Here is a 26,550-nt window from a genome sequence, read left to right on the forward strand (position 1 = left end):
ATTCTCAAAATCTTGGCTTATACTCAATGAAAATCAAAAAGCAAACTAGGAAGCTAGCCACAGACAGTACTTGAGTACGGCAAGGCGAAACTGACGTGGTTTGAATTTGATTTTCGAAGAGTATTAGGCTTTTTCACGAATGACCAAAACACCATCTTCCATATCTGCTTCCAGATGTTTAGCATCTAAATGATCCAAGTGGAAGTCTGTCACCTTATCCCGAATTTCTTGTTCAACCACGCGACGAAGAGGACGAACACCCATGACTTCGTCATAACCTTCTTCTGTGATATAGTCCTTAGCTGCTTGACTGACTACCAAATCAATGTCTTTCTTAGCCAAGGTTTGGTTGACTTCAACCAACATCAAATCCACAATCTTAGAAAGGTCTTCCTTAGTCAAGTGCGAGAACTCGATAACTGCATTAAAGCGGTTGAGGAATTCTGGACGGAAGAATGGTTTCAAACGGTCCATCAATTCTGGTTTGTCCGCATCTTCTGTCAAGTTGGCTTCATAGCCAAAACCAGCATTTGAGGTCGCAATAATGACAGTGTTCTTGAAGTTTACTGTATTTCCTTGACCATCTGTCAAACGACCATCATCTAGGACTTGGAGGAGAAGGGTAATCACTTGGGGATCAGCCTTTTCAATTTCATCCAAGAGAATGATAGAGTATGGATTGCGACGAACACGTTCTGTCAATGTATTGCTATTGTCATCATAGCCCACATAACCTGCTGTTGTACCAATTAGCTTAGAAACGGCTGTGCGGTCACTGTATTCAGACATATCCAAACGGATGATCGCATCCTTAGTTCCAAACATATCCAGTGCCAATTGCTTAGCAAGCTCAGTCTTACCAACCCCAGTTGGACCTACAAAGAGGAAGCTTCCGATTGGGCGATTGCCTTCATCAAAACCAGCACGGTTACGACGGATGGCACGAGCTACTGCTTCTACTGCCTTATCTTGACCGATTACCTTGTCTTGCAAGCGATGAGCCATATCTTTCAAACGTTCGATATCTGACGCTCCCATTTGTGACACTGGGATACCCGTCATTCGCTCTACAGATTCAGCCACATCGTTGACACTTGCAGTCACTTTCATATCTTCTGTGTGATTTTCGATTTTCTTTTCCAATTCTGCAATGCGTGTTTTATAGTTTAAAGCTGCTTCAAAATCTTCTGCCTCAACTGCTTTTTCTTGCTTGTCTTTTTCCACTTCGATTTCTCGTTCAACAGCATGCACATCTGTTACTGGATGTTGAGCCGCCAAGTGAGCTGCCGTTACATCGACAAGGTCGATAGCCTTATCTGGCAAGCTACGTTGAGGAATATACTGAACAGAATAATCCACCGCTGCTTTCAAAACTTCGTCTGGCAATATGACATTGTGATGTTGTTGATAGAGGTCACGAATTCCTTGAAGAATTTTAAAAGTATCCTCTGCTGAAGGAGCATTGACCTTGACTTCGTTGAAACGACGAGCAAGAGCAGCATTCTTCAAGATGGTGTTACGGTATTCATCCTGAGTCGTTGCCCCAATCACTGTCAATTCTCCACGAGAGAGAGCTGGCTTGAGAATATCCGCAAGCCCCTTAGAACCACTGTCACCTCCAGTAGATCCAGCACCGAGGATTTGGTGAATTTCATCAAAGAAGAGAATGATATTTCCCGCTTCTTTTACTTCATTGACTAAGTTTTGAACGTTTTCTTCAAAGCTACCACGGTATTGAGTCCCAGCCTCAAGGCCTGAGATATCAATGGAAATAATTTCCTTATTCTTAATGGCAGCTGGAACATCACCGTTCACAATTGCTTGAGCAAGACCTTCGACAACAGCTGTCTTACCAACGCCTGCATCTCCGACCAAAACAGGATTGTTCTTAGTACGGCGTGAGAGGATTTCAGATGTTTCTTGAATTTCCTTGTTTCGTCCGATAACAGGATCCAGCTTGCCCTCGCGAGCTTCTGCTGTCAAGTTTCGACCTAGTTTAGCAAGGACACCGTCTTGTTTCATACCTGACGTATGTTGTGGCATTTGTCCATCAACTTCTGCATTTCCTGGCAATTGGCCAGTTGCACGATAGTGAGCAAATTCCTCAGGTGTCACTTCTCGTCCATTAATCAAGTAGCGACGGTTTTCAGAACTGTATCCTCGCATACCACCCATCAATTGGTTAAACAAATCATCCATGTTGTTAAAATTATTAAAGTTGTTGTTCATATTCTTTACCTCATTTTGTTTACTTAGTTATGATTACTGATATTGACTATCTTTGACCTTTGTTTTAAAAAATTTAGACTAGCCAAATCGCTACTCTACGTACTATTTCTGGTTTTTCTTTTTCAAGCAGGAGTAGACTATCTTTACTTCTGAAGATTTCTAGATTAAACATAGACCCCACCTCTTTCTTTTTTACTTTAAATAAGCGTTCTAGTAAGGCTTTCATTTACCTTACGTTCATAATATACTACATTAGTCAGAAAAGGTCAAGGGATTTGACTTTAATTGACCAATATTTTTTAAAAAGCAAAAACACCCTGAAACATCAGGGTGCCATTCTTACATCAAATACAAAATTGCTAGGGTCAAGAGACTTGCTAGAAGTCCCACTCCCCAAAAGAAGAAGTCAACCTTCCACTCGCTCCATGGATTTCCTTTACCAGACAATCCTCCAAGCTCAAAATGGTGATGCACAGGCGTCATGCGGAAAATACGTTTGCCACCAGTCATTTTGAAATAACTGACTTGCATCATGACTGAAGTTGTTTCAAAAACATAAACAATTCCGATAATCAAGAGAGTCCATTCTTGGTGGAGGGCCATAGAAATCGCTGCCAGCATTCCACCGAGAGCTAAACTTCCCACATCCCCCATAAAGACCTTAGCAGGCTTATGGTTAAAGACAAAGAAACCAAGCAAACCACCAATCATGGCAAGAATCACTAGAAGAATATCCATCTGACCTTGCACATAGGCAATAACTCCATAGGCAGACAAACTAATCACGACTGAAATACTAGCCAGACCGTCAATGCCGTCAGTCAAGTTGACTGCGTTTGAAAAACCAACTAGCCAGAAAAGGGCGAAAAGAATATAGAAAATCCCTAGATGCACTTGGTAACCAAAGACTGAAAGCATATCGCCACCGCGCTCATAGAAAAGGTAGAAAACGACCCCACCTAGGAGCTGAAGAGCCAATTTTTGCTTAGGATTCAGCCCCTCATTGATTTTACGGAAGACCTTGAGGAAGTCATCTAAAAAACCAACCAAACCATACAAGACCAAAATAAACAAAACCATACCAACATTATTGGTCAATTGTTTTGAAAAAAGAGCGACGAGGAAACTCACCACAACTGCAGCAATGAGGAAAACAAGCCCCCCCATTGTAGGAGTCCCAGCTTTTGCCTGGTGCTGTTTGACATCCTCATGCATCTGCTGGCCTGTAATTTGCGCCTTTCTATAAAATTGGATAAAGGCTGGAATTCCTACTAAAGTTAGTAAAAATGTCACAATTCCAGCACTGATAGAAATAAACATATTAGTCTCCTAAAGTTAATTTAATTTTTTTAATGTTTTTGATAGCTGTATTAGTCCGAACATCTTGCTTCTGAACGACGGAACCTGAACCTTCAAATTCTAGCTCAATATCCAACCATTTAGCAAAAGTCTCAGCAGTCTCCTTTTTCCAGCCATACATGTCTGGAATTTCCTCTACCTTATCCGATAAAAGGAGAACTTGTTGGTTTGGTGCAAGATTGGTCCCTTCTTCTACAGAAGTCTCTTTAATCTTTGTTCCAGTACCTACAACGATTGGTTGCACAATATTTCGGCGTAAGGCTTCCGCCAACTCACCAGGTGAAATATCCTTGATGCTAGGCATTGCATAAGAAGATTCTGTCGTAACTTTATCTAAATTTTTGGCTGGAGATTGAAGATTGAGAGATTCTTTCATAGCTGAAGCCCGCTCCAAGATTGGGGTGGCAAATTCTCCCAACTGGATACCTGAATAATGCTCAGGCTGTTGAACCGTTACATACAAGATAAAATCAGGATTTTCAGCAGGATTCATAGTCACAGCTGAGAAAATATAATTGGTAGAACCAACCAAGTATCCTCCATTTTTCTCATCAGCGATTTGAGCCGTACCGGATTTAACTGCTACATTTTGTCCAGGAACTGTTATAATTGGCTTTCCTGTGTAGTGATTATACATAGTTCCATATAGAGGGTCCGTCCCAACTAAGATCATGTGATTTCGAGTTGTGCTTGCTGCCTCTTTGGAAACAGGATTTCCTACTATTTCTTTTTGTGACTTACGTACAGACTGATTGTTAGTATCATAAATAGCACTTATAAATTTTGGCTCCAGCATAACTCCATCATTAGCAATAGCTGTAAAGGCACGAAGCATTTGTGTTTGTGTCACTGAAATTCCTTGCCCAAATGAGCTTTGAGCAATACTAACAATATTATCAGCTGGAAGTTGACCAGCGTATTCATCTGTCAAGCCAAAGCGAGTTGGAACCCCAAATTTAAAGCGTTTTAGATAATCCAACCAAGTAGCATCTCCCATTTTTTGTTCAAGTAGACTCATTCCAACATTACTGGAGTGAGCGAAACCTTGTAAGAAAGTCATCATCCCACCAGTAGTCAAACCTTCATTAACATCCCAATCTCGAGTCGTCGCATCCGCTATTTTGAATTCACTGCTATTGAAGTATTCTCCACTTGGGAAGGTATTATTATCAATAGAAGAAGCTAACGTCATAACCTTCATGGCTGATCCTGGTTCATAGTTACTTTGATAAAGAATATCACGCCAAACAAAGTCCTCAGTGATTCCTTCTTTAGTATCTGCATTAAAGGTAGGTCGTTGGGTGGTAGCGAGGATTTCACCGGTCTTTGCACTGACCAAGGTCGCGGTCATATACTTACCTTTTACTTTTTCTAGAAAGGCATCCATCTGAGTTTCCATGAAAGATTGTAGCGGACTAGACAATGTTGTATAAACATCCTTGCCATCTACCGTTTGTTGGGAAACTTGTTCTGTTCCAGGGACAATATTACCCAGACGATCTTTTTCATAGGTAATAATACCGTCTTTCCCTGCAAGAATACTGTTCAAGGAACTCTCCATCCCAGAAGTTCCCAGCAAACTCTTGCTACCATCCTCATTTTCATGGAGTTGGGCCAAACCAATAAAACTAGAAGCGAATTGTCCATTTGGATAGCTTCTATTAGGGCTAGTTGTGAAGTCAATTCCTTCAACACTAGCGTCTTTCAAATCCTTTTTAATAGCCATCATATTGGCATAGGTAATTCCATTTCCTTTGGCACCAAAAGAAACTTGAGTCAGATTCGGTTGAGACAATTGTTCTTTAACATAAGCCTCGTCCATATCCAGATACTTATGGAAAACCTCTGCTACCTTATTAAACTGGGCATCTTCTACATAAAGAATTTTACCCGTTGCTGATTTGTATTTTTTATCAATAACAGCATAGACATTATAGGAGGTTGCGTCCTCAGCAATCGGGACTCCATTGCGGTCATAAATAGTCCCACGTTTGGCAGGGACTGTACGAGTTATTTGGTGAACTTTCTTAGCCTCTTTTACTAGATCCGTTCCAAATTTACTACCACTCCCGATAATAACAGCAAAATTGACCAAAAAGACAGCGAAAAGTACGACAGCTAACAAGCTGATGTACTTCCCTACTATTTTACGGTTTTCTGCTGGAGATTTACGGTTTCTAATCGCAAATCGGGTTATTCTTTTTGTCCACTTCATATCTTACTCCGCTGATCGAATATTCTCGTTATTCAATTTTAAGTCCTTAGAATTTGCGATTTCTTTCAAGCGTTCTGAACGAATCAATTCATTCACTTCCTGCTTAGCATCATCGAGCTCTGTCTTCTTCTCTTCTATCTGTGCATTGATTTTTGTCAAATCACTTTGCACTTGCAAGAGTCGTGTCTGCATAAAGATAATACTCACTGCTAAGACGAGAGCCGTAAACGCAATGGAAAGATAAAAAGCCTTCTCCACACGGGAGAATTTTTTTATACGACTCTGCAAGAATTGACTGGTTGTTTCTTTCTTATCTACCATTTTTTCCTCTTACTTGTGAATTTTTCTGGCCACGCGCAACTTGGCTGAGTGCGAGCGGTTATTGGCTTCTAATTCTTCTGCACTTGGCAAGATTGGCTTACGGGATACCAATTCCATCTTGGGCTTGAGATCATCTGGGATGAAAGGCAAACCTTTGGGAACTTCAACTGTTGAAGCTTCCTTGAACAATTGCTTAGTCAAGCGGTCTTCCAAGGAATGGAAGGTAATCACTGAGATTCTACCATCTAGAGCCAACATCTCCATAGCCTGCTGGATAGATTCATCTGCTGCTCCCAGTTCATCATTGACTTCAATTCGAATAGCCTGGAAAATCTGCTTGGCAGGATGGCCCTTCTTCTTGAGCTCCTTGGCAGGTTTAGCCGACTTGGTAATTTCTGCCAGCTCAGTCGTTGTCTCGATTGGCTTGACTTCACGCGCTTGTTCAATCTTACGCGCAATCTGTTTAGAGAATTTATCCTCACCATACTTGAAGAAAATACGAACCAAGTCATGATAGTCATAGTGATTCACCACTTCATAGGCTGTCAGACTAGCATCCTGATTCATCCGCATGTCCAGTGGTGCATCCTTTTTATAAGAAAAACCACGCTCACGCTGGTCCAATTGAGGACTAGACACTCCCAAGTCATAACAAATTCCATCAATTTCCTGAACACCAGCTTCGCGCAAACGTGCCTGTAAATGACGGAAGTTATCCTTGATAAAAGTCACCATTCCCTTTTCAATGTAAGGAGCCAAGCGTTTTTGCGCGTTGTCAATGGCATTCTGGTCCTGGTCAAAGGCATAGAGATGGCCTTTTTCACTTAATTTACTTAATAAATATTCGCTATGGCCCGCTCCACCCAAGGTCGCATCAACGTAAACACCGTCAGGTTTCACATCAAGCATATCAATCGTTTCGTGGAGTAAGACCGTTACATGATGAAATTCTTTTGTCATATCCTATCTATTTTACCACAAATCTGACTAGCTTGCACTAGTCAGACAAATAGGGCAAAAACAAGTAAGATTTCTTTAAGAAATATGTCAAATATGCTTGACATTCAGTCCATAGAAGAATATAATGTAGTCAAATATATACGACATAAATCAGAAAGGAGACCAGATGAATCGTGTGAAAGAATTTCGCAAGGAACTGGGCATTTCCCAGCTCGAGCTCGCCAAGGATATCGGTGTCTCGAGACAAACCATCAACATGATTGAAAACGACAAGTACAATCCGACTCTGGAACTCTGTCTCAATCTCGCCCGCAGCCTCCAAACTGACCTCAACAGTCTCTTTTGGGAGGATGATTTTTAAAAAAGGAGCCAACTCATGAAAAAAGAAACCTTCACTGAAAAACTGATCAAGCGCACATACGGTATTTCTGATCCCCTTGACGAATACAAACGACGCGAGGCAGACCGTATAGGTAACCAAGTCTTTATCTTCCTCTTTTATCTGATGATTTTCGGCAATCTTATTCCGCTCGTTCTGGCCTATAAATATCCTCAACTAGTGGCTCTAGTCTATCCTCCTCTAATTTTAGTGATTGCCCTCATCGTTGCTGGATATCTCACCTACCAAATGCAAAAAACAGGGATTACAACTATTGAACCAGATATGCTGAGTGAGAAAGAAAGTAAGCAACTACATTACCCAGGTCTGAAAGCTGGGATAGTCTATGGATTAATGAGTTTTTTTACAACCCCTCTTCTCCATATACTGCTAGGTGAGAGTCAGGACTATCTTCAGTCTCTTCTCGCTTTTAAAAATATTTTTTCAAGTATTCTCCATTCTTTCTTCTTCGGAGTGATTATACAAATTATCATCTCCCGTCGCATTGCTAAAGCTAAGAAAGATCAAGATAATGATTAGGAGGAAACTCATGAAAAAAGAAAAGAAACAGTTACGTTATCCTGGTCTGAAAGCAGGTTCGATTTATGGAACAGTGATATTTTTTATAATTCCACTCATTGATACCCTAACAAGTGAAAATCCAAATTTTATCACTTCTCTTCTAAATACAAAACATATTTTTAAAACTATACTGGGAGCTTTCTTTTTCGGAGTGATGATGCATATTGTCGACTCACTTCGTATTGCAAGAGCTAAAAAAGACCAGGATTAGGAGGTACCTATGAAATCATTACTAACTTTACTGACCTATCATATTTTGTTCAGTTCTCTGCTCATCTTCATCATCGTTTCAGGGAACTTAATCAGAGAGATATTCCTCGTGCTAGTCTTTGTTCCAGCCCTTAACAAAGGACTGACTTATCTAAAGATTGACTCCCAAAAAACACGCATACTCAACTTAGCACTATGCTTTATGATTCTATCTTTACCACAACTGATGCTCATCTCAAGCGGTTGGAAATATTATTTACTGTTCACTATCGCTATCCTTTCTTCTATCACTTATCTTTATTATCTCTATCAATTCGTAAAAGAAAGTCAGTAAAACTGCTCATTTAGGAGGTTATTAGCATGAACAAAGAAGACTTAACCACTCGCCTGCTTCGAAATCTCTTTCATATTCAGGGTCCTTTTGATGAATGCCGACAAGAGATTATCTACAAAGCTTGTGCCCGTTCTATGGTTCAAATCGTTTATTCTTCCTTCTTCCTCTTCTTGTTTTATCTGTTATTTGGACGCTTCATAGAGGCCGTTCTCTATGCCATGCCCTACGTTTACTCTGGACTCATTTTTTTCATTACTTTAAAAACTCAAAGAGCCGTCAAAGAACTCCATCTGGAAAAAGATGACAAGTCAGAAATCATCCTCAAAACCTACAGCAAAGCCCAAATCAAATTCCGAAGCTGGGTTGTGTTTATCGGTATTCAGATTGGCCTCTTTACCCTACTCATCTTTCATAAAGTCTTCGTTCAGCAGATGTCCTTTTCAGATTTTGGAAAGTTGCTCATGCAATTTGATAAAAGTGGTCCTTTCCTGATGTATGGCCTGATTATCGGTAGTATTTTCGGAACCCTGACCTACGGATTTCTATCACTTCAGGAGGAGAAAACTCCTAAAAATACCAAACAGAAGGAGAAAAGTAAGCAATGACTTCACTATACGATTTTTCAGTCTTGAACCAAGAAAATCAAGAAACTCCATCCAATGGAAATTTCCAATATTCCTAGTCGTAACCATCATCTCAAGTTTGGTCTACTTCTATAACTTTTATCAAGTAGTTAAAGAAGTAAATCAAAAATAGTTGATTTAGGAGATTACTCCCGTAATTTCTCATTTTATAGACAAATAATCCCATCCAGTTCATGCTAGATGGGATTATTTTATTTCTTAACAGAGGTTGCCAGTTATTTCCCTTTCATCTTAGAAAGTCGACTCTTTCCAACTCACACTACAATCCAAGACTTGTTGCCTTTCTTCTTGATTGAGGCCTTCAATCTGGTCAATCAAAATCTTTGTAGCCTGTTGTCCTTCTTCAAAGGCGGGCTGAACCAACGTCGAAACACTTGGAGAAGAAAAGCAAGTCCACTCCGTATTGTCAAAACCAATCAACCCAACTTGTGGCAAGTTATAATTCAACTCTTTGATAACGGTAAAGACTGGAGGTAGGGCCCAACAGTTAGGAACAAATACCAGAGTTTTTTCATCGGGATTGATTTCTTTTTGTAAAAATTCCTTAATTTGTTCCAAATTCGTATGCTTATCTTCAATGGTTAGCCTAGCGTGGCGCATATTAGCATCTGTTAAAGCATCCACAAAACCACTTGCCCGCTCAATCCGAGTACTCAAACGACTCGTATCCGCTGTAATCAAGAGAAAATGCTCATAACCTTTTTCGATACAGGACTGGGTCATATCATAAACGGCATCATAGTTATTGGTTTTGACCCAGCTAGTCCGGTGTTCATAGAGCCGACTATCAAAAAAGACCATTTTCTTCTTTTTCTCATCGATGATACGAGAATATTTTCGGAAATTAGAGGTAGGCTGAATAATAAAGCCGTCTACTCCCAAGAGAAGCATGCTTTCAATATACCTGTCCTCACTCTCTTGGCTGTAGTTACTATTTCCTATCATTACCTGGTAGCCATTCTGGCTGGCGATATCCTCAATTCCCTTAACAATTTGGGTTGAGAAACTGTTGGTAATATCACCAATCAAAACACCAATTAATTTTGTTCGTTTGGAGTTTAAGCTACGCGCAACAATGCTCGGTTTGTAATTTGTTTCATGAATAACTTTTTTAATCTTTTCACGTGTCTCTTGGGACATTTTTTCATATTTCCCGTTTAGGTAAAATGACACGGTTGTTTTCGAGGTCTGAGCCATTTCTGCAATATCTTTTATGGTCAGTTTCTTCTCCAATCTAAAACACCTCCTACTAATACTCATTATAACATATTCACTATTCAAAACGCCTATTTCTAGCACTGCAAGCGAATCATTCTCTCATTTATTTTATCATATACTAGACATTTTCCACGCATTTTTGTTCCGTCAACTAGGCATAATTTTTCACCTACACAAATATCCTCGCTTAATAACAGAATCAGCTTGTCTGTTTCGTCATTTTTCACTTCAAAAGCCAGAGCATTTTCTACTTGATGACCATCTGTCTGGTAGACAGAATGACGGATGATTTCAAAACTCTCATGCGCAATGATTGTATAATCCAGCATCTGATTCTCAAAGAATTGGTGTTTGATGAGTTTGCTAGTTTTTTCAAGCTCGTTGTATTTAGGAGAAATGATCGTAGCTTCCAAATCAAAATCAACTTCACTCCATAGTTTCAACTGATTGATTTTCCCATCTTGATAGGTCACATCCTTGTCAAGGATAAACTGAGTCAACGCCTCATGCTGACCTTGACACCTGATATCATCTACCAAGAGCCATACATCCTCTGCCAACATGAGGATTTTTCTCCTGTGAAGATAAGGCAAATCAGGTTCTGCTGACAAATACGCCCCCTCAATATAATGCACTCCCTCTCTTTCTTTGTGGTGACAAAACAGGGAGTGAGGATAGTATTCATATTCCCAGGATCCCACGATCCTTTCTGGAGCTTTCCCATCTACTATACAGGTCGAATGACTCCAAGCACTCTTTAAGAGATAACGTTCATCTACCTCCCGATAAGAATAACGCCCAGTATCTATGAAAATCGGTTGGCCTTGATACTGTAAGCAAAAACTATTCTCGTCACTATGGCTATGGGCACTTCCCAGCGGACCGTTTTTAAAAAATAGATAACGATGTTCATCCTTAATGCAAACATGCCCAGAATCTTCAAAGCTCCTGAACTTAGGCTGCCAAGCTCTCTTTTCAAATTCCTGCAGTCGCTTGACCTTTTCTCGCCCCAGGAACAGGAGGCTAAGTAAATCGACTTTAACATCCAGACCGTTAAGAAGGTCTTCCTTGTTCAAAACCATAGCAGACAGGCTCAAAATCTCTGTCGTTTCTGTAGAATCGCTATCACCAAAAGCCAAGGTCCGTCCATCTAGACCTGTCATCATTTGAATGTAAGTCGCCATCTTTTCCAGCAGCTCTTGAAAGCTATCTTGCAAGTCCGGAAGCAAGAGACACAAGTCCAGCAAGGCTTTATAAACCTCTACATGATAGAGAATCGACTGTTCAAACTGACTTCCATCCTCTAAAATCTGCGTCTCGATCTGCTGTTTCAACTCCTTTGAAGCAAAATGGTAAGCTTCTTCTAGGTCCATCTTATCTGAAAAGAAATGATAGGTTGCAAGTATCGGAATCGTTTGTAAAATTCCCCAGTTACTAAGGGTGTACTTGGCGCGATAATGGCTTTTCATAAAGTCAATCTGCTTTTCTAGACTGACCAAAATTTTCTCTAGTTCTTCCTCCTCTAGCAGGTCAAATTTCAAGAGGAGCAAGAGTAGTTTCAACCAAGTAAAGGAACGAATACCCGTATCCAAGGTTCTAGTCATCAAAGATTGAGGACGAAATTCTCTCACCTGCTCAATCCAGTCAAATAGAAAGAACTTGCACTTTTGGATATAGCCCTTATCTCCTTCTACCAGGTACCCTATCATAAACTGCAAGAGATATTCTTGTCGATTGAGCATATAAGCCCATTCTGGATCATCTTCAAATACTTGATTCCACACCATCGGCTGGATTTGATGGATTTTTGAACAAGGTTCCATATCCCAAGGACTATCAAACATAAAACGATTGTCCATCAAGCGTTCAAGGGAACGCTTGACTTTCTCATAGTCTTGTGAACAGTGGGACAAGATATAATCACGATATTGATCCCCATCAATTCTTTCAAAAAATTGTCTTCTTTCTTCTTTCATTATCTATTACCAGAAAAAGAACTACTTAAAAAGCAGTTCTTTTGTCTTTCCCATTACACTTTCCTTTTCTACATAGATGACCACACCTTTTGCAATCTGCAAGGAGACCAAGTCATCTTTGATAGAAATGATTTTTCCATGAATTCCAGACAATAACAACACTTCATCACCAGATGTTAAAGAAGCTAAATACTCTTTTCGTTGCTCCATCTGTTTGCGAAGCAACTTTTGCTGACGAATAGAATGAAAGCTTGACAGTAAAAGGGGGCTCACTGCCAAGACAATCACTATTCCATAAAACAATGTTGTATCCATTAAGCTAGAATCTTAAGCCAGCTTCCGATAATTCCGATGATAACTGTTAAAATAACGAGTTTATATGTTGTCCATTTCTTTTCTTTGATCAAGTAGTAAACTAAAAGTGTAAATAGGGCTGGTAGAAGAGCTGGAGCAACCTTATCAAGCATTCCCTGAATACTTACGATACTTTGTTTGGTATCTGCTTTAACTTCCCCTGCAGCAAAGGTGATTGGCACCATAATCTTCACAGATGTCGCTGCCAAACCAGCAATTACGGTTACACCGATAATATTAGCAATACGAGAAATCGTTGCCATCTGTTCACTTAGTTTATCAATCACAGTCGTTCCTAGTTTGTATCCATAGAGACCAGTTGACAATTTAATCGCTGTCAAAATCGTATTCATCGCTAGGAAGAACAAGATTGGACCGACAACCAGGCCTTCTTGAGCAAAAGAAGCGGCGATGGTTGAGAACAATGGAGCTAAACAGAATTGAGAAAGAGAATCCCCAATACCTGCCAATGGCCCCATCAAGGCCATCTTGATGCTACGTGTCTCTTTTGCCGGACGGCCATTTTCCAACATTACAAGGTGCAAACTGGTAATAAAAGGCAGGAAGTGTGGGTTGGTATTATAGAATTCACAGTTTTCTTCCAAGGCTTGGTAGAAACCTTCCTGATCCTCTCCATAGTGTTTTTTCAAAGCAGGATACATCACATTGGCATATCCCAACCCTTGATAGTTACTATAGTTAAATCCATTTTGACAAAAGAATGCCCGCAAAGACGTTTTAAGATAATCACGTTTTGTTAATTTGTTAGATCCAGTCATCGTGTGCTTCCTCCTCTACCACATGATTCGCTGTTTTTGGCTTGTTATAAAATTCAATCAAAGCAAAGATAGTACCTACAATTGCAATACCAATTGTTGGGATGTTTAGATAAGCTGCACAAACATATCCCAACAAGACAAAGGGAATCAACTCTTTCTTAGCCATCACTGACAAGATCATCGCAAAACCGATAGCTGGGAGCATTTTACCAGCAACTGTCAAACCTGTAAGCAATACCGGTGGAATGTAGTCTACGAGTTTCAACAAGGTATCCATTGAAAGGGCACCCAAGCAACCCAAGGTAAATCCAATAAAGGCAAATAACCAAATTGTTGCATTTAGAGTGAACTTGAATTTCTTCAAATTATGGTTTTTCAAGTGCTTCATCGCCGTTTCAGGCGCACCAGCACGTACAGTGTAGGCGAAAGTTTGTAAGAATTGAATCGCCACAGCAATCGGAGTAGAGAGGGCAAGAGCCGCTTCTGGACTGACTTTACCAGCACTAGTGATAGCCATCAAGGTACCAAAGATACCAGGTCCGATTGGGTTTGGTGGAACAGTACCTCCAGCACCAACACCGAATCCCATATAAGCCAATTCACCAATAGCTCCCATTGCAAGAGCAGTAGGCAAATCACCTAGAATAATTCCGACACCAAATGACAGAACAATGCATCTATTGGTGTAAATTCCTAACAGCATTCCACTAAAACAGAAAGCTGTCCATAATCCAATTAAAATCGCTTGAAATACATTAATCGACATAACGATCTCCTCTTTTAAATATAGTCCATAATGTTGACTTCAACAGCTCCATCATTTCCTGTTGGAGTTGTTTTCGTATTAAATGTTACTTGATAAGTTTGGTTCAATTCCTTGAGAGCTGCCTTGTCCTCTCCACCCAGGAAGATAGAGCGTGTCACTTGCTCTTTACCAGAGGCATTGTGAATGTTCCCAATATTGATTTCTTTGATAGGGACACCACCTTCTACCAAGGTTAAAGCGTCCTTTACATCCTTTACAACGATAAAGATCGTTTGAGCAGGATTAGCCTTGTGAATGATATCAATCACCTTTTGCAAAGGGAAGAAACGCATGGCAACTGAGTCTGGTACAACTGTTTTCATCAGAGTTTGTTGCATCTTGTCCGTGCTTACTTCATCATTGGCAACAATGACCGTATTACAACCTAGGTATTTTACCCAAAGTTGTCCTTGCCCATGAATCAACCGTTCATCGATACGGGTCATAATAATATTTGGCATTGTCATATTTCTCCTCCTACCAATATAGGTTCCAATCCTTGTAGAAACGGATAAGGGCTTCTAGGTAATAGTAGTCACCCCAGATATTGCCTTCGTCCACTCCTTTACCTGAATGCCATGAGTACACACCGTGGAGGAGACTTGTCCCACCAGGGGTAAATTGATCATTTGCATAATGTTCGATCAAAGAACGAAGCATGGCATGCATAGCATGTTTATAAATATCTTTGTCAGCATCCACCTCTGGGAGATGTTTTAGCATTTCATGAATCCCACAGACAGCGATAGCTGTTGCTGAAGAATCTCGTGATTGATCACTACCATCATTAAAAATCAAATCCCAATAAGAAACATGATCTTTTGGCAGACGATTCAAGAAATAATTGGTTACACCCTTAAACAAGTCAAAGCAGGACTCGTCTTTCAGGTGACGATAAGTCAAAGGAATACCATAGACTCCCCATGATTGACCACGTGCCCAGCATGAATCATCACTATACCCTTGTCTCGTTACACCTTTAAGGGGTTGACCTGTCTCAGGATCAAAGTAGAAGGTGTGGAAGGACGAAGCGTCATCACGGATTACATTATTAGCTGAAACATAGAAATGGCTTTCTGCAATATCGTAGTATTTTTGATCGCCTGTTTCTTGATAAGCAAAGAATAAGAGTTGGATGTTGAGCAAGCAGTCGATAATCAAACGGTAATGCTCTTTCTTGCCCAAGTCTCCCCAAACTTGAATAAAACCACCTTTTTCTTGATAGCGTTCAATCAACTTATCTGCAGCTTTCAAGGCTGCCTCTCTGGCCTCTCCATCTCCATTTATCTTATATTCAGCCATACAAGACGGTGTGTACAAGAAGCCGAGATCATGGTGATCCAATTCTACTCTCTTATTGACACGATCCAGGAAAGAAAGAACATTTTTATGAGCGATGTTTTTAAATTCATCCTGTTGACTGTATTCATAAGCCAACCACAGTTCTCCTGTCCAGAAACCATTGGTCCATTCCGTATTATCCATGATTGGATAGACATTATCAAAGGTAGCTGGCGTCGGGAAATCTTCCTTGAAATAGTCAAGGTTGAGTTCTAACTGCCGAATAACCTTATCGATTGCCTGGCCGACTTCTTCTTTCGTCAGAAGTGGTACTTCTAAGAAGCGCTCAGGCGATTTTATTTCTTCAATCGTAACCTTTTTTATCATTCTTTTACCCTTTAAATACCCGATTCGAAATCTTCTTCCTCTTCCTCTGCATCCGTTGAAAACAATTCTTTACCATTTACGACTCCGCCCTGAGCCGCCACTACTGATTTATTAACAACCTCATCAAAGCTATGAGCCATTCTAGCAAAGACTGCTTCCATTAACATAGCTAAGTTCAAACCCGAGAGAACATTCATTGTTTTGGCTGGATTTTCTCCCATTATGGTAGAAGAAACCTTGAATGGCGATCCTCCCAAGAGATCACTTAGGATTAAAACTTCTTCTTCATTTGAAATTGCAAGTAAGATTTTTTGCTTGAGTTCATCTGCTGACATTCCTTCCACAAAGTCAATCGCCTCCACATTTTCTTGATTGCCTGCAATCAATTGTAAAGAACTATAAATCCCTGTGGCAAAATGTCCATGCCCTACAAGTACAATTTTCATCTTTTCTCCTTTCTTTTTTGAGTTTACCGGTTTACTCTATATTTTACATTGTAGACCTTTATTTTTATCTTGTCAATAGTTTTTTCAAAAAAATATTAGCGCTTTCATTGCTTGTTTAACCATTACAATAGACAGAAACTTCAAAATCTTCCGTTTTTTTTAGGAAAGCAAAGATTTTCAGAAATAAAAATATTTAATTATTGACAAAACCGGTTTACTAGAATATAATTTGGTTATAGAGAAGTCTTAACAAATTTGAAAGGAAGTATCAAATGACAAATACATCATTCTCAATTGAGCAGTTTTCTTTAAAAGGAAAAATTGCTCTCATCACCGGCGCTTCTTATGGAATTGGATTTGCTATTGCCAAATCCTACGCTGAGGTCGGCGCTACTATTGTCTTTAATGATATCAATCAAGACCTGGTCAATAAAGGGATTGAAGCTTATCGTGAAGTTGGCATCGAAGCCCATGGGTATGTCTGTGACGTGACAGACGAGGACGGTATCCAAGCCATGGTCAAGCAAATCGAACAAGAGGTTGGTGTCATTGACATCCTCGTTAATAACGCTGGTATTATCCGCCGCGTTCCAATGTGCGAAATGAGCGCCGCTGATTTCCGTAAGGTCATCGATATTGACTTAAACGCACCATTTATCGTTTCAAAAGCAGTCATTCCTTCTATGATAAAGAAAGGGCATGGAAAGATTATCAATATTTGCTCGATGATGAGCGAACTGGGACGTGAAACGGTTAGCGCTTATGCTGCCGCTAAAGGCGGCTTGAAAATGTTGACCCGCAACATTGCGTCTGAATACGGTGGAGCCAATATCCAATGTAACGGAATCGGGCCGGGTTATATTGCCACTCCTCAAACAGCACCTCTTCGTGAGTTGCAAGAAGATGGTTCTCGCCACCCATTTGACCAGTTCATCATTGCAAAAACACCTGCTGCACGTTGGGGAAATCCTGAAGATTTAATGGGCCCTGCTGTCTTTCTCGCTAGTGATGCCAGCGACTTTGTCAATGGCCACATCCTATATGTAGATGGCGGTATCTTATCCTACATCGGAAAACAACCTGAGTAAAAATAGAAAGAGGATCTTATGAAAATCGCATTAATCAATGAAAATAGTCAAGCTAGTAAGAATCACATTATTTACGATAGTCTAAAAGAAGCAACAGATAAAAAAGGCTACCAATTATTTAACTATGGTATGCGTGGAGAAGAAGGTGAAAACCCATTAACATACGTACAAAACGGCCTAATGGCTGCCATCCTTTTAAATACAAAAGCAGTCGACTTTGTTGTTACCGGCTGTGGTACGGGTGTAGGAGCTATGCTTGCTTTAAACAGCTTCCCTGGTGTTGTCTGTGGTCTAGCAGTGGACCCAACTGACGCTTACCTTTATTCTCAAATCAATGGTGGTAACGCCTTGTCTATCCCTTATGCCAAAGGATTTGGCTGGGGGGCAGAACTGACCCTCAAATTGATGTTTGAACGCTTATTTGCTGAAGAAATGGGCGGTGGCTACCCAAGAGAACGTGTAATCCCTGAACAACGCAACGCTCGTATCTTAAACGAGGTGAAACAAATCACCTACAATGATTTGATGACCATCCTTAAAACAATCGACCAAGACTTCCTCAAAGACACCATCTCTGGCAAATACTTCCAAGAATACTTCTTTGAAAACTGCCAAGATGATGAAGTCGCTACTTATTTGAAAGAAGTATTAGCCAAGTAAAGCTATTCTAAACCAGAAAGGAACTAATGGATGACGAAAATATTACTGTTTGGCGAACCATTAATTCGAATCTCACCATTAGATGCCACCAGTATCGGCGATCATGTTGCTAGTTCGACTTATTTTGGCGGATCAGAAATTAACATCGCTTGTAATTTGCAAGCCCTGGGTATCTCAACGAAAGTCTTTACCGCACTCCCTGCCAACGAGATTGGAGATCGTTTTCTCACATTCTTGAAACAGCACCAAATCGATACCAGTTCAATCTGTCGGCTTGGCGATCGAATCGGCCTCTACTTTTTGGAGAACGGCTTTGGTTGTCGTCAAAGTGAAGTTTTCTACGATCGTAAGCATACGAGTATCAGCCAGATTCGGCCAAACATGCTAGATATGGATTCTCTCTTTCAGGGGATTGGCCATTTTCATTTTAGTGGAATCACTGTAGCTATCGGTCAAGAGGTTCGTACGCTCCTTCTCCTACTCTTGGAAGAAGCCAAGCGCCGAGGGATTATCGTTTCAATGGATCTCAATCTGAGAACAAAGATGATTTCAGTCCTAGAAGCCAAGTATGAATTTTCTAAGTTTGCACGTTTCGCTGACTATTGCTTTGGTATTGATCCTCTCATGATTGATGACCAAAATCTAGAGATGTTCCCAAGAGACAGAGCCAGCCTAAAAGAGGTGGAAAATCGCATGCGACAATTAAAAGAAGCCTATGGTTTCAAGGCCATTTTCCATACCCTCCGCTCTAGTGATGAACAAGACAAAAATGTCTATCAGGCCTATGCTCTGGGAGAACGATTTGAAGAGTCTGTCCAACTAAAAACTGCAGTCTATCAACGAGTTGGTAGCGGGGATGCCTTTATATCTGGTGCCCTTTATCAACTACTCCATCATTCCTCCTTAAAAACTACCATTGACTTTGCAGTTGCGAGCGCAACTCTCAAATGTACTCTTCCAGGAGACCATCTCTCCACTTCCGAAACTAGTATTGAAAAATTACTGGCAAATGCACAAGATATCATTCGTTAGGAGAATTACATGACCAAATCAGATACGATTATTGAACTAAAAAAACAAAAAATTGTCGCTGTTATTCGAGGAAATACAAAGGAAGAAGGACTGCAAGCCTCGATTGCTTGTATCAAGGGAGGTATCAAAGCTATTGAAATCGCCTATACCAATCAGTATGCAGGGCAAATCATCAAGGAACTTGTAGACTTGTATCAGGACGATCAAAGTGTTTGTATCGGTGCAGGTACTGTGATTGATGCCGTAACTGCTAGAGATGCTATTCTAGCCGGAGCAAATTACGTTGTTTCTCCATCTTTCCATGCTGAAACTGCAAAAATGTGCAATCTCTATAGCACTCCGTACATTCCAGGCTGTATTACTCTCACAGAGATAACGACTGCACTTGAAGCCGGTAGTGAAATCATTAAACTCTTCCCAGGTAGTGCTCTCAGTCCAGCATATATCTCTGCAGTCAAGGCACCGATCCCACAAGTTTCCGTAATGGTAACCGGAGGAGTCGGCCTAAACAACATTCCTCAATGGTTCGCTGCTGGTGCAGACGCCGTTGGAATTGGTGGCGAACTCAATAAACTCGCTTCCCAAGGCGACTTTGACCGCATTAGCGAGATTGCCCAACAGTATGTTACACTCAGATAAAATGAAGTGAAAAGAGTCTGGGACAATAGTCTGACCTCAAATATAAAAAGCGAACAAAACGAGTTATCTGACACTCAGAATTCTGTATTGTTCGCTTTTTTGTCTAATCTATCGATTTTTAAAATTTATAATAAAGAATTCCTAAAATCAAAATCTTTTTGTTCCAGACTCTTTTTAAAAGAAAAATCCGAAGATGTTTGACCTTCTTCGAATTTTTTCTATTTTCCACAGTTTCATGTGATTCATCTTAGATGATGAACAAATCAGTTATTCTTTCCTCTACGGAATAGATAAGCCGCCCCAAGTAGCAAGAGCCCTAGACTTGCCAAGATTGACTGACCTTCTCCTGTCTGAGGGAGATTCTTTTGATCCGAATGGTTCTTTTCTTCTTCAGATTTTTCCTTTTCTTTTGAATCCTGAGTTTGTGGTTGAGCTGCTTGTTCTAACTTTTTAAAGACTTCCTGATCTGGAGCTGATTCCTGGGTTTCAGGATTGTAGTAGGCAACCTTATAGTCATCCCCTTCTTTTCGAATGGTATAGACCCCACGTTTCAAGACTTGGAATTGGTTGGAAATAGTAGAAACAGAATCATCATATTTCACAATGCCCCAAACTCCTTGTTTGGCATCATAAACAGACTGAAGGGTCTCATTGTTATCGATGAGACTACTTTCTAACTCTTTTACCATTTGATTGAAGGTGGCACGATCCACGTTAGGGATGAGCATATAGCCATAAGAATCCCCATTTTACTTATGAGCCTGACTAATCGTAAGAAATTCATTTTCAACTTCCTTGTCTGACTGTCCTTCATTGATATCCTTCCAAGATCCCTTTTGGACAGTCTTACTCATACTGATTGAACTCTTCTTAAAGAAAAAGTAACCAATATTCTTTTTCGAATCGGACGATTCTAAGAAGACACTTTGGGTTTCAGGATAATCCTTTTCTTGTTCCGTGAGGGAGGCTTCTTTATCATTGACATAGACTTTATATGGAACACTTGATTCCAGTTTTCTCTGGTCAATTGTAGTTGCAGCAGTATCTGTTGAAGTGTTTTGGATATTGCTTCCTAAAAAGGCGATCTTATCCTTCAGCATAAACCAGCTCTTATGAGCAGTCAGTGTTTGATTCCAGTTAGTGAAATCCATGGTTGCTGTCACATTGGCCTCATCTAGTTTGCTCGTTCCAACGAAAGCAGACGGTAGAACTTTACCTGTATCACTATCCGATCTCTTAGCATCTGGCTCTGTCGTACCAGGCATCTTATATGGATTAACTGTTGGCCAGTAGCCATCGCTATAGTGACTCAAATCGCCATTGTAAAGATAGAACATCCCATCACTCGTATACCAACCACATTTGTTTTCCTTGTTCATGTGTTCGTAATTCAAGATACGACTGGAAAAGAGTGACAAGCCAAATCCAAACCCTTTCTCTGCATTGTACATGGCTGTTTTATCCATCTTATTAAAGGCAGATAGGTAACTGGTTCTTGGAACACTTGCGACTCCAGCATCGCTTAACAAAGATTGCATCAAACTGATATCCTTATAAGTCTTCAAATTCTTAAAGACATCATAATAACTATCCGATTGAACAATGGTCTTCACAAGACTCTGCAAACGTTGTTTGGTTTCTCCTTCAGACATATCCGCTATCCGGTGAATCCCTCTTAGCACTTCTACTACGGCCACGTGCCCCTCGCAATTTGCACGACTGATCGAGCGTCCACGACTCATATCCATCAACTCTCCATTCACCAGCAAAGGGGCAAACGATTTATCAATCCAGTGGTACATCATTTGCATTTTATCTTTATTGATTGGGCTCTTGGTCTTTTGAATGACTGGCAACAGTTGAGACAGGCCATCAATCAAGACATCCCCATAAGCACCCGTATAGGCAACATTGGTGTGGTCGATATAGAATCCATCTTGATAAAAACCTTCACCTTGGTCTACCAACTTGAACACTTGCTCAATCGAACGAATGGTAGAAGAAATTTCTTGGTCATCCTTACGCAGTAAACCAGCTATTACTTTTACCCTTCCCATATCCACCTAGGGCCTTAAATGGGTTATCAGTCGTCTTTCGGAAATGTTCGGGATCTGGCGCAAATTTTTCAATCACATCTGTATATTTTTTAATTTCCTCATCAGAGAAGTATTCTTTCATCAGAGGCAAGGTATTGTTGATGGCACGAGGTGTACCGATTTCATAATCCCGCCAATTCCCAACAATGCTTTTTTTCACTACTGTAGACATGTTTATGCATCCATTCCATGGAATCCCTAACTGTTCGAATAACGGTTTCATCCTGATAATAACGAGAAGAAGGATTGGTCACTTGCTTGGCCATCTCCTCCAATTTCCGATAAGTAGCAGTTAGATTCGCAGACGTTTTATAATTTGAAAATTTTTCCCACAAATAGGTGCGGCTCGCCTGACTTGAAATACTGGATAGGCTATCAGCCACCTTTCCTTCCAGTTCCTAGTTTAATTTGGCCATCCGTTCATTTTTAGAATCATAGTATTGATTCCCAGCGATGATACCATTCCAGTCATCCAAACGGGCTGTGTATGCATCCTTAACAGAGGCTAAAATCTTCAAAGGAATCTTTTTCACCTCCTTGCCATCTTTACTGACAATGACATTGGTTGTCCCTTCCTTAAGAAGTTCTAAAATTCCATTTTTGACTGAAGCAAAATCAGGATTTTCTACCTTATAAGTATAGTCTGCAAGAGCAAAGACATGTTTTTTCCCAATTGGTAAATCAATCTTTTCCTCGAGCTGTTTATCTGTTTGAGAATCCTCAGAAGGCTGGTCTGCTACCTCTACCAGCTCAATATCCTTAAAAGAAATAGTCCCAGTTCCCGTTTCATAGAATAACTCCAGCTTGATTTTATCAACATCTAAAGTCGCGGACTATAGTCTGCTTCAATGGTCTGCCAGTCCTTTGTTCCTGACGTCGTTGCAAAATTCCACAATTGCTTGTCCTTACCACTTTCCTCAATGATACGAATCTTAGCAATCCCGACTTTATTATCTGTTTTAGTCTTGAAACGCAGTTTATACTTTTTCTTAGCTTCAACAGGGACTATACGGTGAACCACTGCCCTTAATTTCTCATGGCTTGAGATAGTGATAGCCCCATCCTTAGCCTCAATAACTCGAGTTGAGGCATCTGCAGAACTATTCTTCTGGTCTACCCAAGCTGACCACCCCTGAGCTTTGCTTCCTGTCCACGGACTGCTTCCGTCCTCCGTCTGACCAAGATCACCATTTTCAACTAAATTTTTTGCATCCCTTTGCTGATACTGAACTTCTGGCTTTTCTGAATGGTATTCGTAGTCGTTTCTTCCGCTCCAACTGTCAGATAATGGTATAATAAAAATCCTGATAAAACAAGTGAAGAAAAACTCACAATGAGTTTCTTTGTTTTTGTTTGCATGTATACACTCCAATAAATCAATAGGAACTAAATCTCAAATTAGAGATTTATAGCAACTAAGTAACCCGGTTTAATTAAACCACACCATTTTTTTAAGCTGTTTGTAAACGGTTTCTATTGTATCAAGGACCTATTTTTCAACAACATCTTCCATCCGACTCGACGAAAAAAGTAAAAACTGTTACAATGTAGAAAAAGAAAAGAGGCCCTCATGACTTCACTTTATGATTTTTCCGTTTTAGGCCAAAACAACCAATCAACTCCCTTGGAAAGCTATCGTGGTAAGGTTCTCTTGGTTGTCAACACTGCTACTGGATGTGGTTTAACGCCCCAGTACCAAGGACTTCAAGAACTCTATGAACGCTATCAAGATCAGGGCTTCGAAATATTGGATTTCCCTTGCAATCAGTTTATGGGACAAGCACCCGGCAGCGCAGAGGAAATCAACGCCTTCTGTAGCCTACATTTTCAAACCACCTTCCCACGTTTTGCCAAGATTAAGGTCAACGGTAAGGAAGCAGACCCTCTCTATGTCTGGTTAAAAGACCAGAAATCCGGCCCACTAGGAAAACGAATCGAATGGAATTTCGCTAAGTTTCTCATCGGTCGTGATGGGCAGGTCTTTGAACGCTTCTCTTCAAAAACAGACCCAAAACAAATTGAAGAGGCCATACAAAAACTACTATAATTCACAATCTCACTATGATTAGGTTTCCTTTAGCCTAATGAATAGTGGGATTTTTTGATGGGCTTTGACTTAAATAGAAAAACACCCCATGATATGAAACATGAAGTGTTGTAAAGTCTATGTTGTAGCTACTTATTTCACATTTTCAATGTGACCAGTGATAACGAATACCATACAGAATATTCATATACACTAAACAAATGACTTTCTAATTATCTCAATTAGTTTTCATTAGTAAATATCATTTCCAACAAACGCCCTCTCAATTCCTTATCCTGATGATGCAAGATATTCATTAACTCATGAGAATTTTTGACATTGATAAATTGATTTAACAATCTATCTTTTAATTCATATGGAAGAGAAGCCGGCTTTAGTAGTCTAAAAACTTCATCATTTAGAGATGTCGTTTTATTATCTTTCCATTCAAATCTAGCTGTATCATTCTTATTTGGCAATTCAATTATAGACACATTCGTTCCTTTAAAATGAATTCTATGTTTTCTATTGCTTGGAACGATACTAGAATCTCCTTGTAATGTTAGCTCTACCATCCCCATTTCCCAGTCGATTGATAATCTTGTTTTATATCTTTGACCATTTTGATCTTCAATCATTTCAAAAGAATGTTGTTTGCCTGGGAATACATACCAATCTACAACTTCAGGTAAATCAACACCCATATCTATCTCAGAACCAACCAAGGGAATGATTGCACCATTTTTTGCAAACACAGGTATAGTCGAAATGTCTCTATAAACACTCAACTTCACACCACCTGTATATTTTTTCTCTGAAAAGAAGTCATACCATTCACCTTCAGGGAACCATACATCCACTTTTGCAGATTTGAATGCCAAGTCCATCTTTTCTACAATGGGAGCCACCATCAGTTCTGTTCCAAAAAAGTATTGATTTGGAACATTATAACTCTCATCATTCTCTGGGTAGAAATAATACATCGGGCTGATTAATGGGGCACCTTCCTCGTGTGTCTGTACATTCATAGTGTATAGATAGGGAATCATCTGATGTCTCAAACGAAGGTATTTCTTCATAATCTTAGATGTTGTTTCTGAAAAAAACCAAGGTTCTTTACTATTAAAGGGACTTCTAGAACTATGTAAGCGAGTAATCGGACTAAAAACCCCAAACTGTAGCCATCTAGTTTGTAGCTCTTCGTCATAATCCCCCAGCATGTGCCCACCGATATCATGGCTCCACCAACTATAACCGATATTTGATGCTGTCGCTGTAAAATAAGGTTGAAATCTTAAGGAATTCCAACTAATAATGGTATCTCCTGAAAAACCAACAGGGTAGCGGTGGCTACCAGGACCTGCATATCTTGATAAAATCAAGCCACCTTCTGCATTTTTACAACTATCCTGATAGTGATAATGGTTTAAAAGCCACAGTGGATCCAACATGCCTTGTGTCCCTTGTTGCCAGTCAATCCACCAAAAATCTACTCCCTGCTTTTCTAGCTCATAATGAACATCTTTAAAGTAAGCTTCTCTAAAAGAGGGATTAAAAAAATCAAAAATGGCAGGTTCTTCTAGTTCTACATTTAACCCTAATCGTTTGGCGACTTGAGGATAAGCTTCTTCATAAGCCCGTATACCATCAGCAGGATGGACATTTAAAGAGAGTTTTAACTTCCTATCATGAAGTTGTTGCAATAACTGTTCTGGATTTGGTATTAAGTTTTTATTCCAACTATATCCTGTCCAGCCACTTCCAAAACGAGCTGGAATGTCAGTTATATGCCAATCCATATCTAAAACACCGATAGATAATGGAATTTTCTCTGTTTCAAATCTGTCTATTAAATCCAAATATTCATCCGACGTATAAGGCCAATACCTACTCCACCAATTTCCTAAAGCATATCTTGGCAACAAGGGTGTTGAACCAGTCAAATGGTAAAAGTCTCTGATTGCTCCTCTATAATCATGCCCATAGGCAAAGAAATACAGGTCAATTTGATTTTCTCTCTCAATATAACCAGACTGTTCATCCCAAATAAATCCTTGAGAATCATCCAATAAGGCTATACCATTTCGGCTAATAATTCCATCTTCTAACGAGATTGCTCCATCTGCCTCATCCAGAGTCCGAGCTGTTCCTTTTAACGTTTCAATAGATTCACCAAAATACCAGCGACTACCATATACGGCAAAATTTCCTTTTAACTCTATAAATAAATTTTCGGCGTTAAATTCTCCTTTATTAAAGTGCAGATGAAAATAGTCCGTCATAATATCTAGTACGTTTGATGTCTCGATATAATCTAACGAAACTTGACCAAAATCTCTATTATAGATAAGTTGTGTCGTTCTATCCTCAAAACTTCCAGTTTGAGAGTATTCTAACCTTACTAACTTGTCTGTTAATACAGAGATTCGATAAAACTCTCCCTTAAAAATTTTCAATTTGTTTTCCTCCTTTTATTGTAGCATAAAAACAGAACGCACCATTTTGATGCGTTTTTCATTATTCTGAATGC

24 protein-coding genes and 1 pseudogene are annotated in these 26,550 nt (G+C 39.9%); 10 read left to right on the forward strand and 15 right to left on the reverse strand.

Annotated features, from left to right (window positions below; genetic code table 11):
* Window positions 1-123 precede the first annotated feature (123 nt).
* From HW098_RS04515 to rsmH, 5 genes are all read right to left on the reverse strand, one after another.
* Window positions 124-2,229, reverse strand: a complete 2,106-nt coding sequence (locus HW098_RS04515) for an ATP-dependent Clp protease ATP-binding subunit (protein WP_176139417.1) — start codon at window positions 2,227-2,229, stop codon at window positions 124-126.
* A gap of 339 nt (window positions 2,230-2,568) precedes the next feature.
* Window positions 2,569-3,549, reverse strand: a complete 981-nt coding sequence (gene mraY, locus HW098_RS04520) for a phospho-N-acetylmuramoyl-pentapeptide-transferase (RefSeq protein WP_176139418.1) — start codon at window positions 3,547-3,549, stop codon at window positions 2,569-2,571.
* Between the two features lies 1 nt (window position 3,550).
* On the reverse strand, window positions 3,551-5,803 hold the full coding sequence (gene pbp2X / locus HW098_RS04525) for a penicillin-binding protein PBP2X (protein ID WP_000872247.1): 2,253 nt from the start codon (window positions 5,801-5,803) through the stop codon (window positions 3,551-3,553).
* Between the two features lie 3 nt (window positions 5,804-5,806).
* Complete coding sequence (gene ftsL / locus HW098_RS04530) at window positions 5,807-6,124, reverse strand: cell division protein FtsL (protein WP_000227826.1); 318 nt, start codon at window positions 6,122-6,124, stop codon at window positions 5,807-5,809.
* Window positions 6,125-6,133: 9 nt separating this feature from the next.
* Window positions 6,134-7,084 (reverse strand): 16S rRNA (cytosine(1402)-N(4))-methyltransferase RsmH, encoded by a 951-nt coding sequence (gene rsmH / locus HW098_RS04535; protein WP_176139419.1) that lies wholly within the window; start codon window positions 7,082-7,084, stop codon window positions 6,134-6,136.
* Window positions 7,085-7,250: 166 nt separating this feature from the next.
* Here rsmH and HW098_RS04540 point away from each other — a divergent pair, with 166 nt between their 5' ends.
* The 5 genes from HW098_RS04540 to HW098_RS04560 are packed head-to-tail and all read left to right on the forward strand — an operon-like array spanning window position 7,251 to window position 9,194.
* Window positions 7,251-7,445 carry a helix-turn-helix transcriptional regulator gene (locus tag HW098_RS04540; RefSeq protein ID WP_001082470.1) on the forward strand — a complete coding sequence of 65 codons (195 nt, stop codon included), beginning with the start codon at window positions 7,251-7,253 and terminating at the stop codon, window positions 7,443-7,445.
* Window positions 7,446-7,460: 15 nt separating this feature from the next.
* Window positions 7,461-8,003: a DUF3278 domain-containing protein gene (locus HW098_RS04545; RefSeq protein ID WP_176139420.1), complete on the forward strand. Its 543-nt coding sequence runs from the start codon at window positions 7,461-7,463 to the stop codon at window positions 8,001-8,003.
* 10 nt (window positions 8,004-8,013) lie between these two features.
* Entirely contained in the window at window positions 8,014-8,256 is a 243-nt protein-coding gene (locus HW098_RS04550) for a hypothetical protein (protein ID WP_000711746.1), read from the forward strand.
* Window positions 8,257-8,265: 9 nt separating this feature from the next.
* Window positions 8,266-8,589: a hypothetical protein gene (locus tag HW098_RS04555; protein ID WP_000838776.1), complete on the forward strand. Its 324-nt coding sequence runs from the start codon at window positions 8,266-8,268 to the stop codon at window positions 8,587-8,589.
* 26 nt (window positions 8,590-8,615) lie between these two features.
* A complete protein-coding gene (locus HW098_RS04560) occupies window positions 8,616-9,194 on the forward strand; it encodes a DUF3278 domain-containing protein (protein WP_176139421.1) in 579 nt (192 codons plus the stop codon).
* Between the two features lie 270 nt (window positions 9,195-9,464).
* On the opposite strand, the gene HW098_RS04565 is transcribed toward HW098_RS04560, so the two are convergent.
* Genes HW098_RS04565 through HW098_RS04600 form a run of 8 tightly spaced genes read right to left on the reverse strand, consistent with a single transcriptional unit; the run spans window position 9,465 to window position 16,479 of the window.
* Window positions 9,465-10,466, reverse strand: a complete 1,002-nt coding sequence (locus HW098_RS04565; RefSeq protein ID WP_000412459.1) for a LacI family DNA-binding transcriptional regulator — start codon at window positions 10,464-10,466, stop codon at window positions 9,465-9,467.
* A 59-nt stretch (window positions 10,467-10,525) separates the two neighbouring features.
* Window positions 10,526-12,427 (reverse strand): alginate lyase family protein, encoded by a 1,902-nt coding sequence (locus HW098_RS04570; protein WP_176139422.1) that lies wholly within the window; start codon window positions 12,425-12,427, stop codon window positions 10,526-10,528.
* A gap of 21 nt (window positions 12,428-12,448) precedes the next feature.
* Window positions 12,449-12,742 carry a preprotein translocase subunit YajC gene (yajC, locus tag HW098_RS04575; RefSeq protein ID WP_000381733.1) on the reverse strand — a complete coding sequence of 98 codons (294 nt, stop codon included), beginning with the start codon at window positions 12,740-12,742 and terminating at the stop codon, window positions 12,449-12,451.
* Window positions 12,742-13,560 (reverse strand): PTS system mannose/fructose/sorbose family transporter subunit IID, encoded by an 819-nt coding sequence (locus HW098_RS04580; protein ID WP_000148015.1) that lies wholly within the window; start codon window positions 13,558-13,560, stop codon window positions 12,742-12,744. The genes yajC and HW098_RS04580 overlap by 1 nt, the downstream gene beginning before the upstream one ends.
* Window positions 13,547-14,326, reverse strand: coding sequence for a PTS mannose/fructose/sorbose/N-acetylgalactosamine transporter subunit IIC (locus HW098_RS04585; RefSeq protein WP_000026611.1), 780 nt, complete (start codon window positions 14,324-14,326; stop codon window positions 13,547-13,549). The genes HW098_RS04580 and HW098_RS04585 overlap by 14 nt, the downstream gene beginning before the upstream one ends.
* A 14-nt stretch (window positions 14,327-14,340) precedes the next feature.
* A complete protein-coding gene (locus tag HW098_RS04590) occupies window positions 14,341-14,832 on the reverse strand; it encodes a PTS system mannose/fructose/N-acetylgalactosamine-transporter subunit IIB (protein WP_050094117.1) in 492 nt (163 codons plus the stop codon).
* A 10-nt stretch (window positions 14,833-14,842) separates the two neighbouring features.
* A complete protein-coding gene (locus tag HW098_RS04595) occupies window positions 14,843-16,033 on the reverse strand; it encodes a glycoside hydrolase family 88 protein (protein ID WP_176139423.1) in 1,191 nt (396 codons plus the stop codon).
* An 11-nt stretch (window positions 16,034-16,044) separates the two neighbouring features.
* On the reverse strand, window positions 16,045-16,479 hold the full coding sequence (locus HW098_RS04600; protein ID WP_000706826.1) for a PTS sugar transporter subunit IIA: 435 nt from the start codon (window positions 16,477-16,479) through the stop codon (window positions 16,045-16,047).
* Window positions 16,480-16,751: 272 nt separating this feature from the next.
* Here HW098_RS04600 and HW098_RS04605 point away from each other — a divergent pair, with 272 nt between their 5' ends.
* From HW098_RS04605 to HW098_RS04620, 4 genes are read left to right on the forward strand one after another with little or no spacing between them, the layout of a single operon-like run.
* The gene (locus tag HW098_RS04605; RefSeq protein WP_176139424.1) at window positions 16,752-17,567 is read left to right on the forward strand and encodes a gluconate 5-dehydrogenase; all 816 of its coding nucleotides are present in this window, start codon (window positions 16,752-16,754) and stop codon (window positions 17,565-17,567) included.
* Window positions 17,568-17,585: 18 nt separating this feature from the next.
* Window positions 17,586-18,227, forward strand: a complete 642-nt coding sequence (locus HW098_RS04610; protein WP_000684782.1) for an RpiB/LacA/LacB family sugar-phosphate isomerase — start codon at window positions 17,586-17,588, stop codon at window positions 18,225-18,227.
* Window positions 18,228-18,257: 30 nt separating this feature from the next.
* A complete protein-coding gene (locus HW098_RS04615; RefSeq protein ID WP_000161469.1) occupies window positions 18,258-19,259 on the forward strand; it encodes a sugar kinase in 1,002 nt (333 codons plus the stop codon).
* A gap of 9 nt (window positions 19,260-19,268) precedes the next feature.
* A complete protein-coding gene (locus HW098_RS04620) occupies window positions 19,269-19,898 on the forward strand; it encodes a bifunctional 4-hydroxy-2-oxoglutarate aldolase/2-dehydro-3-deoxy-phosphogluconate aldolase (protein ID WP_049513598.1) in 630 nt (209 codons plus the stop codon).
* Between the two features lie 263 nt (window positions 19,899-20,161).
* Here the strand turns inward: HW098_RS04620 and HW098_RS04625 are convergent.
* Window positions 20,162-23,353 (reverse strand): annotated as a pseudogene (locus HW098_RS04625) (LPXTG-anchored hyaluronate lyase).
* 211 nt (window positions 23,354-23,564) lie between these two features.
* On the opposite strand from HW098_RS04625, the gene HW098_RS04630 reads away from it, so the two are divergent.
* Window positions 23,565-24,041 carry a glutathione peroxidase gene (locus tag HW098_RS04630; RefSeq protein WP_138037752.1) on the forward strand — a complete coding sequence of 159 codons (477 nt, stop codon included), beginning with the start codon at window positions 23,565-23,567 and terminating at the stop codon, window positions 24,039-24,041.
* A 221-nt stretch (window positions 24,042-24,262) separates the two neighbouring features.
* Here HW098_RS04630 and HW098_RS04635 read toward each other — a convergent pair whose 3' ends face one another.
* Window positions 24,263-26,476, reverse strand: a complete 2,214-nt coding sequence (locus HW098_RS04635) for a TIM-barrel domain-containing protein (RefSeq protein WP_176139425.1) — start codon at window positions 26,474-26,476, stop codon at window positions 24,263-24,265.
* Window positions 26,477-26,550: the final 74 nt, after the last annotated feature.

The sequence above is a fragment of the Streptococcus sp. 1453 genome, from assembly GCF_013276955.1.
Taxonomy (GTDB): Bacteria; Bacillota; Bacilli; order Lactobacillales; family Streptococcaceae; genus Streptococcus.